This is a genomic window from Bacillus sp. FSL K6-1560 (genome assembly GCF_038592935.1).
GTDB lineage: Bacteria > Bacillota > Bacilli > Bacillales > Bacillaceae > Bacillus > Bacillus subtilis.
Window position 1 is genome coordinate 1,221,428 of record NZ_CP151946.1, and the last position, 13,856, is coordinate 1,235,283.

The 13,856-nt window shown below is 44.2% G+C and carries 11 protein-coding genes and 1 pseudogene; 11 read left to right on the forward strand and 1 reads right to left on the reverse strand.

Going from position 1 to position 13,856, the window contains the following annotated elements; all coding sequences use genetic code 11:
- The first annotated feature begins 77 nt into the window (after positions 1–77).
- A complete protein-coding gene (locus NYE22_RS06500; RefSeq protein WP_342412393.1) occupies positions 78–461 on the forward strand; it encodes an FxsA family protein in 384 nt (127 codons plus the stop codon).
- A gap of 33 nt (positions 462–494) precedes the next feature.
- Here the strand turns inward: NYE22_RS06500 and ytvI are convergent, their stop codons facing one another.
- Positions 495–1,610, reverse strand: coding sequence for a sporulation integral membrane protein YtvI (ytvI, locus tag NYE22_RS06505; RefSeq protein WP_004399115.1), 1,116 nt, complete (start codon positions 1,608–1,610; stop codon positions 495–497).
- 96 nt (positions 1,611–1,706) lie between these two features.
- On the opposite strand from ytvI, the gene NYE22_RS06510 reads away from it, so the two are divergent.
- The 10 genes and pseudogenes from NYE22_RS06510 to coaE all read left to right on the forward strand — a co-directional run bounded on the left by NYE22_RS06510 (position 1,707) and on the right by coaE (position 13,854).
- Complete coding sequence (locus tag NYE22_RS06510; protein WP_342412394.1) at positions 1,707–2,171, forward strand: DUF441 domain-containing protein; 465 nt, start codon at positions 1,707–1,709, stop codon at positions 2,169–2,171.
- 333 nt (positions 2,172–2,504) lie between these two features.
- A complete protein-coding gene (gene citZ, locus NYE22_RS06515; RefSeq protein WP_064670914.1) occupies positions 2,505–3,623 on the forward strand; it encodes a citrate synthase in 1,119 nt (372 codons plus the stop codon).
- Between the two features lie 164 nt (positions 3,624–3,787).
- Positions 3,788–5,059: an NADP-dependent isocitrate dehydrogenase gene (gene icd, locus NYE22_RS06520; RefSeq protein ID WP_003229433.1), complete on the forward strand. Its 1,272-nt coding sequence runs from the start codon at positions 3,788–3,790 to the stop codon at positions 5,057–5,059.
- Positions 5,060–5,102: 43 nt separating this feature from the next.
- Entirely contained in the window at positions 5,103–6,041 is a 939-nt protein-coding gene (gene mdh, locus NYE22_RS06525) for a malate dehydrogenase (protein ID WP_003237775.1), read from the forward strand.
- Positions 6,042–6,252: 211 nt separating this feature from the next.
- The gene (gene phoP, locus NYE22_RS06530; protein WP_003229442.1) at positions 6,253–6,975 is read left to right on the forward strand and encodes a two-component system response regulator PhoP; all 723 of its coding nucleotides are present in this window, start codon (positions 6,253–6,255) and stop codon (positions 6,973–6,975) included.
- Positions 6,968–8,707, forward strand: coding sequence for a sensory box histidine kinase PhoR (gene phoR / locus NYE22_RS06535; RefSeq protein WP_342412395.1), 1,740 nt, complete (start codon positions 6,968–6,970; stop codon positions 8,705–8,707). Before phoP ends, phoR begins: the two co-directional genes overlap by 8 nt.
- Positions 8,708–8,950: 243 nt before the next feature.
- Positions 8,951–11,593: a DNA polymerase I gene (polA, locus tag NYE22_RS06540; protein ID WP_064670916.1), complete on the forward strand. Its 2,643-nt coding sequence runs from the start codon at positions 8,951–8,953 to the stop codon at positions 11,591–11,593.
- Positions 11,594–11,615: 22 nt separating this feature from the next.
- Entirely contained in the window at positions 11,616–12,446 is an 831-nt protein-coding gene (gene mutM, locus NYE22_RS06545) for a DNA-formamidopyrimidine glycosylase (RefSeq protein ID WP_015714500.1), read from the forward strand.
- A gap of 148 nt (positions 12,447–12,594) precedes the next feature.
- Positions 12,595–13,245, forward strand: a pseudogene (gene ytaF, locus NYE22_RS06550) (sporulation membrane protein YtaF); the annotation flags it as partial.
- A 15-nt stretch (positions 13,246–13,260) separates the two neighbouring features.
- A complete protein-coding gene (coaE, locus tag NYE22_RS06555) occupies positions 13,261–13,854 on the forward strand; it encodes a dephospho-CoA kinase (RefSeq protein ID WP_064911657.1) in 594 nt (197 codons plus the stop codon).
- The last annotated feature ends 2 nt before the right edge of the window (positions 13,855–13,856 follow it).

Sequence of the window (13,856 nt, forward strand, 5' to 3'; positions counted from 1 at the left end):
GAAGGGGAATCCCTTCCTTTTCTCTTTATCATGCCTTTTGTTGAACAGAACGTGTTACACGTGTGGGGGGCTTGGATATGAGATTTTTGTTTTTGCTTTTTATTGTGTTTCCGGCAATAGAAATCGGCATATTCCTATTTTTAGGCAAGCTGATTGGCATTTTACCGACAGTTCTATTCATGATTCTGACGGGCATTATCGGCGCAGCAGCTGCAAAAAAACAAGGAACCGAAGTGTATTATAAGGTTCAGCGTGATCTTCAATATGGCAAAATGCCGGGGGAAGCGATTGCTGACGGTCTGTGCATTTTCATTGGCAGTCTATTGCTGATGCTTCCGGGCTTTTTATCAGATTTGGCCGGCGCCTGTCTTCTTATCCCGTTTACCCGCGGCTGGTGTAAGCCGATTCTGTTCAAATGGCTGAGAGGAATGTCGAAGAATAAGCGGATCATCATCAAATAAAAAACGGCAGCCATGAAAAAAACGGCTGCCGTTTTATTTTTGCTGAACGGTGATATAGGACCATATTTCTTTTAATGCGCCTGTAGTGATGAAAGCTTGGATGATGACGAGTACAGCCGGTCCCGCAATCAGTCCTAAAAACCCGAATAATTTAAAGCCGGCAAACAGGGCGATGAGTGTTGCCAGCGGATCTATCCCGATAGATTTACTTAGTATCTTGGGCTCTGTCAGCTGCCGCTGAATAAGAACGACGAGGTACAGGATACCAATTCCGATCGCTTGGGGCAGCTGGCCCGTAATCGATAAATACAAAATCCAGGGCACAAATACGGAGCCGGCACCTAAGTAAGGGAGAAGATCTACAAGCCCGATTAAAAAAGCAATTGTTGCGGCGTGTTCAACCTTTAAGAGAGAAAGGCCGATAAATACAATCACCATCGTGATGAAAACGAGGACGGCTTGTGCTTTGATAAAACCAGTCATTGCTTTTTTTAATTCGCTGCTGATTGCTTTGCTGTTAGCTGTCACACGATCCGGCAGAATTAAAACAAGCATGGCTTTCAGCTTATGCCAATCCTTTGTCATAAAAAAGGTTGCCAGAAGAGAAAAAATCAGAACCGCCGCCGTATTGGGAAGAAGAGCGAAAAATCTCGGGATCATCTCTAGAATGTGGGACAGCAGGAGCCCGGCATTTTTAGCGGCAGAATCACCGAGTGTCTGGATATGAGTGACGATGGAAGCCTGCTGGTTCGTTTCCAATTCTTGAAACAAAAGAGTTAACTCGTTATAGAGCGGCTGAATATGTGTTGTAAACAATTTTTCGCAATATGAAATAAACGTGCTGATATGCGGAGGCAGCGTTTTTGCTAGATAGGCTGTTCCCGTTACGATTTCGGCTACCAGAATGGTAAGGACGCCGAAGGCTGCGAGCAGAAAAAAAGCAAGAACGCCCAGAACATTTATCGTTCGGGGGAATCCTGTCACTTTGTCCAAATAATCGACAACAGGATGAATCACTGATGAAAGAATAAGGGCGATCAGGAACGGATAAGTTAACGGAAACGAATAATAGGCCGCAGCTATCGACCCTGCGGTCATTGATATGACAAAGAGGGTTCTGAAAAAAATAGTGATATAAGATTGATTCACGAAAACGGTCCTCCTCTCGTCAGCATGTCCTATTTTTTATATGTATTCACGCTGTTGCTGAATATGAATACATTCATCTTAAAGGAGGGATGGCATGTGTTTACACAAGCGAATTTATTTTTAATTTTACTCTTGGCTATCGCACTTATCGCAAAAAACCAATCATTGCTCTTTGCTGTATCAGTCCTTTTGATCATCAAAATCGTTGGGCTTGATCAGAAATTATTTCCGACCATCCAGTCAAAAGGTATTAACTGGGGTGTGACCATTATTACCATCGCCGTTCTTGTCCCGATTGCCACGGGAGAAATCGGATTTAGGCAGCTTGGAGAAGCAATGCGGTCTTCCTACGCATGGATCGCCCTTGGAGCGGGGATCGCAGTGGCGCTGATTGCAAAAAACGGCCTGACCCTGCTTGAAAATGATCCGCATATTACAACTGCTCTCGTGATCGGGACCATTCTTGCAGTCGCGCTTTTTGGAGGAGTTGCGGTGGGACCGCTGATCGGAGCGGGGATTGCTTATTTAGCCATGCAGATCGTAAAACTGTTCACTTCATAAAAAAAAGCGGCCTGAAAGCCGCTTTTTTTTTATGCAAAAACCCGCAAATAAAGGCGTTTTTTCGGGGAAATCACAGAATGAAAAAAAAAATTATAGGTAAACATTTAACAAATGTCTGATTATTGTTTATAATGAGAATAGGCTTAAACTTAAATAAGCTTATAAGAATTTGTTATGTTCTTTCATAAGCAAAGGGTTTTAGTTCCAGCAGCCAGTAAAATGTAAGCATTTTCTTTTTGGGGGAGAGAAATACTTGCATCGTGCTTTTTAAGTAAGCCTCATGTTTTTACAACACTCTTAAAGGGGAAATTTATTGAAAAGGAGATGTTATATATGACAGCGACACGCGGTCTTGAAGGGGTTGTAGCAACAACATCATCTGTTAGTTCTATTATTGATGATACCCTTACATATGTGGGGTATGATATCGATGATTTGACAGAGAATGCAAGTTTTGAAGAAATCATCTACTTGCTTTGGCATCTAAGGCTGCCAAACAAAAAAGAGCTTGAAGAGTTAAAGCAGCAGCTTGCAAAGGAAGCTGCCGTTCCGCAAGAAATTATTGAGCACTTCAAATCTTATTCCCTCGAAAATGTTCATCCCATGGCTGCTCTTCGGACAGCAATTTCATTACTAGGCCTGCTTGACAGCGAGGCTGATACCATGAACCCGGAAGCCAACTACAGAAAGGCGATCCGCCTTCAGGCAAAGGTGCCTGGCCTGGTTGCAGCGTTTTCCAGAATTCGCAGGGGTCTTGAGCCTGTTGAACCGAGAGAAGATTACGGTATTGCGGAGAATTTTCTTTACACATTAAACGGTGAAGAGCCTTCACCAATTGAGGTTGAAGCCTTCAACAAAGCATTGATTTTACATGCTGACCATGAGTTGAACGCGTCAACGTTCACAGCGAGGGTCTGCGTCGCAACACTTTCTGACATCTATTCAGGCATTACTGCAGCAATCGGCGCGCTGAAAGGGCCTCTTCACGGCGGAGCGAATGAAGGCGTTATGAAAATGCTGACAGAAATCGGTGAAGTGGAAAACGCTGAGCCGTACATCCGCGCTAAACTTGAAAAGAAAGAAAAAATCATGGGATTCGGCCACCGTGTGTATAAGCATGGTGATCCGCGCGCGAAGCATCTGAAAGAAATGAGCAAGCGCCTGACCAACCTGACAGGCGAAAGCAAATGGTATGAGATGTCGATTCTTATAGAAGACATCGTCACATCAGAGAAAAAGCTTCCGCCTAACGTTGATTTCTATTCGGCTTCTGTATATCACAGCCTCGGTATTGACCATGATTTGTTTACACCGATTTTTGCTGTAAGCAGAATGTCCGGCTGGCTCGCTCATATTCTTGAGCAGTATGACAACAACCGTCTGATCCGCCCGCGGGCAGATTACACAGGCCCTGACAAACAAAAATTCGTTCCGATTGAAGAAAGAGCCTAAAGAACCATTGGAGGCTGGCTTGCGTCAATGAGGTTAGCCTCTTGTTCAGAACATCAAAATTGGGTTACACTTTAAATTGAATGTTAGGAAAAATCATTTTATTTTCTATATAAGAAAAATAAAATGTTTTCTAAATATGAATTACATACTGGGAGGTTTTTATTGTGGCACAAGGTGAAAAAATTACAGTCTCTAACGGAGTATTAAACGTACCAAACAACCCGATTATCCCATTTATCGAAGGAGACGGAACCGGTCCTGATATTTGGAACGCGGCTTCGAAGGTTTTGGAAGCAGCAGTAGAAAAAGCATACAAAGGCGAAAAGAAAATTACATGGAAAGAAGTTTACGCCGGAGAAAAGGCTTATAATAAAACAGGTGAGTGGCTCCCTGCTGAAACATTAGATGTGATCCGCGAATATTTCATCGCGATTAAAGGCCCGTTAACGACACCTGTCGGCGGCGGTATCCGTTCTTTGAACGTAGCGCTCAGACAAGAGCTTGACCTATTCGTCTGCTTAAGACCTGTAAGATACTTTACTGGAGTGCCGTCACCGGTAAAACGCCCTGAAGATACTGATATGGTCATCTTCCGTGAAAATACAGAAGATATTTACGCAGGCATCGAGTATGCAAAAGGCTCTGAAGAAGTGCAAAAGCTTATCAGCTTCCTTCAAAATGAGTTAAACGTCAACAAAATCCGTTTCCCTGAGACATCAGGTATCGGCATTAAGCCTGTTTCAGAAGAAGGAACAAGCCGCTTGGTCAGAGCTGCCATTGATTATGCGATCGAGCATGGCCGCAAATCTGTAACGCTTGTTCACAAAGGAAACATCATGAAGTTCACAGAAGGCGCCTTCAAAAACTGGGGCTATGAACTTGCTGAAAAAGAATACGGAGATAAAGTCTTCACATGGGCTCAATATGACCGCATTGCTGAAGAACAAGGAAAAGACGCTGCCAACAAAGCGCAAAGCGAAGCGGAAGCAGCAGGAAAAATCATTATCAAAGACAGCATTGCTGACATTTTCCTTCAGCAGATCTTAACGCGTCCAAACGAGTTTGATGTCGTTGCGACAATGAACTTGAACGGAGATTACATTTCTGATGCTCTTGCTGCGCAAGTCGGCGGAATCGGCATTGCTCCTGGAGCGAACATCAACTACGAAACAGGACATGCGATTTTCGAGGCGACGCACGGAACGGCTCCTAAATATGCAGGCCTTGATAAAGTAAACCCATCTTCAGTTATTCTTTCAGGCGTTCTGCTTCTTGAGCATTTAGGATGGAACGAAGCGGCTGATTTGGTTATCAAATCTATGGAAAAAACAATCGCTTCCAAGGTCGTAACTTACGATTTTGCTAGATTAATGGACGGGGCGACTGAAGTGAAATGTTCAGAGTTCGGAGAAGAACTGATCAAAAACATGGACTAAGCAAGGAAAAAGCCTAAAACTAGCCATAAAGGAGAAGAGAGACATGGGAAATACTCGTAAAAAAGTTTCTGTTATCGGAGCAGGTTTTACCGGAGCTACAACTGCATTTTTAATCGCTCAAAAAGAGCTGGCAGACGTTGTTCTTGTTGACATTCCGCAATTGGAGAACCCGACAAAGGGAAAAGCGCTTGATATGCTTGAAGCAAGCCCGGTTCAAGGCTTTGACGCAAAAATTACGGGAACATCCAATTACGAGGATACAGCTGGCTCTGACATTGTTGTCATTACAGCCGGTATCGCAAGAAAACCTGGTATGAGCAGAGATGATTTGGTCTCTACAAACGAAAAGATTATGAGAAGCGTTACCCGGGAAATCGTGAAATATTCTCCTGACTCTATTATTGTGGTGCTGACAAATCCTGTTGATGCAATGACATACGCGGTGTACAAAGAATCAGGCTTCCCTAAAGAGCGTGTAATCGGCCAGTCCGGTGTGCTTGATACGGCAAGATTCAGAACATTTGTGGCAGAGGAATTAAACCTGTCAGTGAAAGATGTGACTGGTTTCGTACTCGGCGGACACGGTGACGATATGGTGCCGCTTGTGCGTTATTCTTATGCTGGCGGTATCCCGCTTGAAACTCTTATTCCGAAAGAACGGATTGACGCAATTGTGGAGCGCACTAGAAAAGGCGGAGGCGAAATCGTGAATCTTCTTGGAAACGGAAGCGCGTATTATGCGCCTGCGGCTTCTCTGACAGAAATGGTCGAAGCGATCTTGAAAGATCAGCGTCGCGTCCTTCCTACAATTGCTTATCTTGAAGGGGAATACGGCTATGAAGGCATCTACCTTGGTGTTCCTACAATTGTAGGCGGCAACGGTCTTGAGCAAATCATTGAACTTGAACTGACAGACTATGAAAGAGCGCAGCTGAATAAATCAGTTGAATCTGTCAAAAATGTCATGAAAGTATTATCCTAATAAAAAGAGAGAAAGGCTTGCTTAATACAGCCTTTCTCTTTTTACTATAAATGAAAGCGCTATCATATACATCTTTATTTCTTTTAAAAATGATGTAAAAGGCGAATTGTCGGAATGTCCTGCTTTCGCTAAAATAAAATCATGAAACATGTTAAGATGACATAAAATAGAGAAATAGGATGTCGGGGAATTATAATACTGGAGGCACAGCATGAACAAGAAAATTTTAGTTGTGGATGATGAAGAATCTATTGTTACTCTTTTACAGTACAATTTGGAACGGTCAGGCTATGATGTCATTACCGCCTCGGATGGGGAAGAAGCACTCAAAAAAGCGGAAACAGAGAAGCCTGATTTGATTGTGCTTGATGTGATGCTTCCAAAATTGGACGGAATCGAAGTATGCAAGCAGCTGAGACAGCAAAAACTGATGTTTCCCATTTTAATGCTGACAGCGAAGGATGAGGAATTCGACAAAGTATTAGGGCTGGAGCTCGGTGCTGATGATTATATGACCAAGCCGTTCAGTCCAAGGGAAGTAAATGCGAGAGTCAAAGCGATTTTAAGGCGTTCGGAAATAGCTGCGCCCTCTAGTGAGATGAAGAACGATGAAATGGAAGGCCAGATCGTAATTGGCGATCTGAAAATCCTGCCTGATCATTATGAAGCGTACTTTAAAGAAAGTCAGCTTGAACTGACACCGAAAGAATTCGAACTGCTGCTCTATTTAGGCAGACATAAAGGCAGAGTTCTGACAAGAGACCTGCTGCTGAGCGCAGTCTGGAATTATGATTTTGCCGGAGATACGAGAATTGTTGATGTGCACATCAGCCATCTTCGCGACAAAATTGAAAACAATACCAAAAAACCGATCTACATTAAAACGATTAGGGGATTGGGGTATAAACTGGAGGAGCCAAAAATGAATGAATAAATACCGTGTGCGCCTTTTTTCTGTATTCGTTGTCTGTATGATTCTGGTGTTTTGTGTTCTCGGGCTGTTTTTACAGCAGCTTTTTGAGACATCTGATCAAAGGAAAGCAGAGGAACACATTGAAAAAGAAGCAAAATACTTGGCTTCGCTTCTTGATGCCGGCAATCTGAATAATCAAGCAAATGAGAAAATCATTAAAGATGCAGGCGGCGCGCTTGATGTGAGCGCATCCGTTATCGATACAGACGGCAAGGTGCTGTATGAGTCAAACGGGAGAGCGGCTGATTCCCAAAAGGTGCAGGCGCTTGTTTCTGGCCATGAGGGGATTCTGTCAACAACAGATAACAAGCTTTATTACGGACTTTCACTTAGAAGCGAAGGGGAAAAAACAGGATATGTGCTACTTTCCGCCTCTGAAAAAAGCGACGGCTTAAAAGGCGAATTGTGGGGGATGCTGACGGCCAGTCTTTGTATCGCATTTATCGTCATTGTTTATTTTTATTCCAGCATGACCTCACGTTATAAAAGGTCAATTGAGTCAGCGACAAATGTAGCCACAGAACTCTCTAAGGGCAACTACGATGCACGGACGTACGGCGGCTATATTAGGCGTTCTGATAAGCTAGGACATGCGATGAACAGCCTTGCCATTGATCTGATGGAAATGACGCGAACGCAGGAAATGCAGCGGGATCGGCTGCTGACAGTCATTGAAAACATTGGCTCCGGGCTGATTATGATCGACGGAAGAGGCTTTATTAATCTCGTAAACAGATCTTACGCCAAGCAGTTTCATATCAATCCGAATCATATGCTGCGCCGTCTTTATCACGATGCATTTGAACATGAAGAAGTGATCCAGCTTGTCGAAGACATTTTTATGACGGAGACAAAGAAATGCAAGCTGTTAAGACTTCCGATCAAAATAGAACGGCGTTATTTTGAAGTGGACGGCGTTCCGATTATGGGGCCGGACGATGAATGGAAAGGAATTGTGCTCGTTTTCCATGACATGACGGAAACAAAGAAATTAGAGCAGATGAGGAAGGATTTTGTGGCCAATGTTTCTCATGAGCTGAAAACACCGATTACGTCCATAAAAGGGTTTACGGAGACGTTATTGGATGGGGCGATGGAGGACAAAGAGGCGCTTTCTGAATTTCTCTCTATTATTCTTAAGGAAAGCGAAAGGCTTCAGTCTTTGGTTCAGGATTTGCTCGATCTCTCAAAAATCGAGCAGCAAAATTTCACGCTCAGTATCGAAACGTTTGAACCGGCCAAAATGCTTGGTGAGATAGAAACGCTTCTGAAGCATAAAGCGGATGAGAAAGGCATCTCCTTGCACCTGAATGTCCCGAAAGACCCTCAATATGTATCTGGTGACCCGTACAGGCTGAAACAGGTATTTCTTAATCTCGTAAACAATGCGTTAACGTACACGCCTGAGGGGGGCTCCGTGGCTATCAATGTAAAACCCAGAGAAAAAGACATTCAGATTGAGGTTGCCGATTCTGGAATCGGAATTCAGAAAGAAGAAATTCCGCGAATCTTTGAACGCTTTTACCGCGTAGATAAAGACAGAAGCAGGAATTCGGGCGGAACAGGGCTGGGCCTTGCGATTGTCAAGCATTTAATAGAGGCTCATGAAGGGAAAATTGATGTCACAAGCGAGCTTGGACGGGGAACTGTCTTTACCGTGACGCTGAAACGGGCCGCTGAAAAGTCCGCCTAATGTTTACAAAGGTTTAACAATATCTTCATGCACTGTTAAACCTATGCTGGTAGGATGTAGTAGAACCCCTTCATCCAAGGAGCCAATTTTGACGGCGGGAACCTATTTGTGTTCCCGTCCTTTTTTGTGTCTTCTCTTATAGTTCACGTATTTTCCTTTCAAATTGAACTTTGTTAAAATAAGAGGAGCTAATGACTATGTAAGAGATGAATGGAAGCCTGAGGCTTCTTAGGAGGAAATTGAATGACGGAACGAAAAAAATTAGTGCTTGTAGACGGAAACAGTCTGGCTTACCGGGCGTTTTTTGCATTGCCGCTGTTAAGCAATGATAAAGGTGTTCATACGAATGCTGTATACGGCTTTGCGATGATTTTGATGAAAATGCTTGAGGATGAAAAACCGACGCACATGCTGGTTGCGTTTGATGCCGGGAAAACAACATTTCGTCACGGCACATTTAAAGAATATAAAGGCGGCAGACAGAAAACCCCGCCTGAGCTTTCCGAACAAATGCCGTTTATCCGCGAGCTGCTTGATGCCTACCAGATCAGCCGCTATGAACTGGAACAATATGAAGCGGATGATATTATCGGCACACTGGCCAAATCGGCTGAAAAAGACGGATTTGAAGTTAAGGTTTTCTCAGGAGATAAGGATTTAACCCAGCTGGCAACGGACAAAACGACAGTTGCCATTACGAGAAAGGGAATTACCGATGTTGAATTTTACACACCGGAGCATGTCAAAGAGAAATATGGGCTTACGCCTGAACAAATCATTGACATGAAGGGTCTGATGGGCGATTCCTCAGATAATATTCCGGGTGTGCCCGGCGTCGGAGAAAAGACTGCGATTAAGCTTTTAAAACAATTTGATTCGGTTGAAAAGCTGCTGGAGTCCATTGACGAGGTGAGCGGAAAGAAATTGAAGGAAAAGCTTGAGGAGTTTAAGGATCAGGCATTGATGAGCAAGGAGCTTGCGACAATTATGACGGATGCTCCGATTGAGGTATCTGTTTCCGGCCTGGAATATCAAGGCTTTAATCGTGAACAGGTCATTGCCATGTTTAAAGATCTTGGCTTCAACACGCTTCTTGAACGGCTTGGAGAAGACAGTGCAGAAGCAGAACAGGATCAATCGTTGGAAGACATTAATGTCAAAACAGTCACAGACGTGACAAGCGATATATTGGTTTCTCCATCCGCATTTGTCGTTGAACAGATTGGCGATAATTATCATGAAGAGCCAATCCTCGGATTTTCGATCGTAAATGAAACGGGAGCTTATTTCATTCCGAAAGACATTGCCGTTGAGTCTGAGGTGTTTAAAGAATGGGTGGAAAATGACGAGCAGAAGAAATGGGTCTTCGACAGCAAGCGGGCAGTTGTCGCTTTGCGCTGGCAGGGCATTGAGCTGAAAGGAGCCGAGTTTGACACGCTCCTTGCGGCTTATATCATCAACCCGGGCAATTCATATGACGACGTTGCGAGTGTGGCTAAGGATTACGGCCTGCATATCGTTTCAAGTGATGAATCAGTTTATGGAAAAGGAGCAAAACGGGCAGTGCCGGTTGAAGACGTACTGTCTGAGCACCTTGGCCGAAAAGCGTTAGCGATTCAAAGCCTTCGGGAAAAGCTCGTTCAGGAGCTGGAAAACAACGACCAGCTTGAACTGTTTGAAGAGCTGGAAATGCCTCTTGCGCTTATTCTTGGCGAAATGGAATCAACTGGCGTCAAGGTCGATGTTGACCGTTTAAAACGGATGGGTGAAGAACTGGGTGCGAAGCTGAAGGAATATGAAGAAAAAATCCATGAGATTGCGGGAGAGCCGTTTAACATCAATTCTCCGAAACAGCTAGGCGTCATCTTATTTGAAAAGATCGGCCTTCCTGTCGTAAAGAAAACGAAAACAGGCTATTCTACGTCTGCCGATGTGCTTGAAAAGCTGGCTGACAAGCATGATATTGTCGACTATATTTTACAGTACAGACAAATCGGCAAGCTTCAATCAACATATATCGAAGGGCTTTTAAAGGTGACGAGACCGGATTCGCATAAAGTGCACACGCGATTTAACCAGGCCTTAACGCAAACTGGCCGTCTCAGCTCGACTGATCCGAACCTGCAAAACATTCCGATCAGGCTTGAGGAAGGGCGGAAAATTCGCCAAGCTTTTGTGCCGTCTGAAAAAGACTGGCTCATTTTTGCAGCCGATTATTCACAAATCGAGCTGCGGGTGCTTGCCCATATTTCAAAGGATGAAAATCTGATCGAAGCTTTTACAAATGATATGGATATTCACACGAAAACGGCAATGGATGTGTTCCATGTCGCTAAGGATGAAGTGACATCTGCGATGAGACGCCAGGCGAAAGCGGTCAACTTTGGGATTGTTTACGGGATCAGCGATTACGGTCTGTCACAGAACCTCGGCATTACCCGGAAGGAAGCGGGAGCATTTATCGACCGCTATCTGGAAAGCTTCCAAGGCGTAAAAGCGTACATGGAAGATTCAGTACAGGAAGCGAAACAAAAAGGATACGTAACAACGCTTATGCATCGCCGCCGCTACATCCCTGAGCTGACGAGCCGGAACTTTAATATCCGAAGTTTTGCGGAGCGGACGGCCATGAATACGCCGATTCAAGGAAGCGCCGCTGATATTATCAAAAAAGCCATGATTGACATGGCTGCCAAGCTGAAAGAAAAACAGTTGAAAGCAAGGCTTCTGCTTCAAGTACACGATGAATTGATTTTTGAGGCGCCAAAGGAAGAAATTGAAATTCTTGAAAAGCTTGTTCCTGAAGTGATGGAGCATGCGCTTGCATTAGATGTGCCGTTAAAGGTGGACTTTGCATCAGGCCCATCTTGGTACGATGCGAAATAAACAGAGATAGGAAGTGATGGATGTGCCGGAATTACCAGAGGTTGAGACGGTCCGGCGCACTCTGACCGGGCTTGTAAAGGGAAAAACAATCAAATCGGTAGAGATCAGATGGCCGAATATCATCAAACGGCCTGCCGAACCGGAGGAATTTGCGCGAAAACTAGCAGGAGAAACGATACAGTCCATCGGAAGACGGGGAAAGTTTTTACTGTTTCATTTAGATCATTATGTTATGGTTTCTCACCTTCGAATGGAAGGAAAATACGGTCTTCATCAAGCCGAGGAGCCTGACGATAAACACGTGCATGTCATATTCACGATGACGGATGGAACCCAGCTCCGGTACAGGGATGTGCGGAAATTTGGAACCATGCACTTATTTAAACCGGGAGAAGAAGCGGGCGAGCTCCCGCTTTCTCAGTTAGGTCCGGAGCCGGATGCAGAAGAATTTACAAGTGCGTATTTAAAAGAACGGCTTGCGAAAACAAACCGCGCTGTCAAAACTGCCCTACTGGATCAAAAAACGGTAGTTGGACTCGGGAACATTTATGTGGATGAGGCTCTTTTCAGAGCAGGTGTCCATCCCGAGACAAAAGCAAATCAATTATCAGATAAAACAATCAAAACCCTTCACGCTGAAATCAAAAACACTCTGCAGGAGGCGATTGATGCGGGCGGAAGCACAGTCCGTTCTTATATCAACTCCCAAGGGGAAATCGGAATGTTCCAGCTGCAGCATTTTGTGTACGGAAAAAAAGACGAGCCATGCAAAAATTGCGGAACGATGATTTCGAAAATTGTCGTTGGAGGAAGAGGCACGCATTTTTGCGCAAAGTGCCAGAAAAAAAAGTAGCATAATGCTTCATCGTCCAAGCTGTCGGTGCATATATCAGTAACTCTGGAATGGAGGATGCCATTTTCGAAACACGGATTTTTCACTTTCCCATATATATGATTGTGATGAATCCCGGGCATTTCACATCTGATACAAGAGCACCAACAGAAAGGAAGAAACGGATATGCAAATGGTTTCTATACTGCTGCTGGCGTTGGCTGTCAGCTTGGACAGTTTTTCAGTCGGATTTACGTACGGATTGAGAAAAATGAAAATACCGTTTAAAGCGATTTTGGTTATCGCCTGCTGTTCCGGTGCTGTCATGTTTATATCCATGCTGATCGGAAGCTTTCTCACGAAGTTTTTTCCTGTATATGTGACGGAGAAGCTTGGCGGGTTGATATTGGTTGGAATCGGTGCGTGGGTTCTGTATCAATTTTTCAAACCGGCAAAAGATAAAGAATACCTATTGCATGAAAAAACACTGCTTAATTTAGAGGTTCGGTCATTAGGAATTGTGATTCATATTTTGAGAAAACCCATGAGTGCGGATATCGACAAATCGGGTGTGATCAACGGAATTGAGGCGGTCTTATTGGGATTTGCCTTATCGATTGATGCCTTTGGAGCAGGTATAGGCGCAGCCATTCTTGGTTTTTCGCCGATTGTGATGAGCATCGCCGTGGCAATCATGAGCTCGCTGTTTGTATCAATTGGAATCAATGCCGGCCATTTTCTGTCTAAGTGGAAATGGATCGATAAAATGGCGTTTTTGCCGGGGCTTCTATTAATCACGATTGGGCTCTGGAAATTGTAAAAAGGAGTGGATCTCTTGACCTTAGTCATTGGTTTAACGGGAGGAATAGCTAGCGGCAAAAGCACGGTAGCCAATATGCTGATTGAAAAAGGAATAACAGTTATAGATGCAGATATCATTGCAAAACAAGCGGTAGAAAAAGGGATGCCGGCCTACCGGCAAATCATTGACGAATTCGGTGAAGACATACTGCTCTCAAATGGCGATATAGATCGAAAAAAGCTTGGAGCGCTGGTATTTACAAATGAACAAAAACGTCTCGCTTTAAATGCAATTGTTCATCCCGCAGTCAGGCAGGAAATGCTCAAGCGCCGTGATGAAGCCGTTGCAAATCGGGAGGCATTTGTTGTATTGGATATCCCGCTATTGTTCGAAAGCAAATTGGAATCATTGGTTGATAAAATTATTGTGGTCAGTGTGACAAAAGAGCTTCAACTGGAACGTCTGATGAAGCGCAATCAGCTGACGGAAGAAGAAGCAGTCAGCCGTATCCGCTCTCAAATGCCCTTAGAGGAAAAAACAGCAAGAGCAGATCAAGTCATTGATAACAGCGGCACGCTTGAAGAGACCAAAAGGCAGCTTGATGAAATCATGAACAGCTGGGCATAATC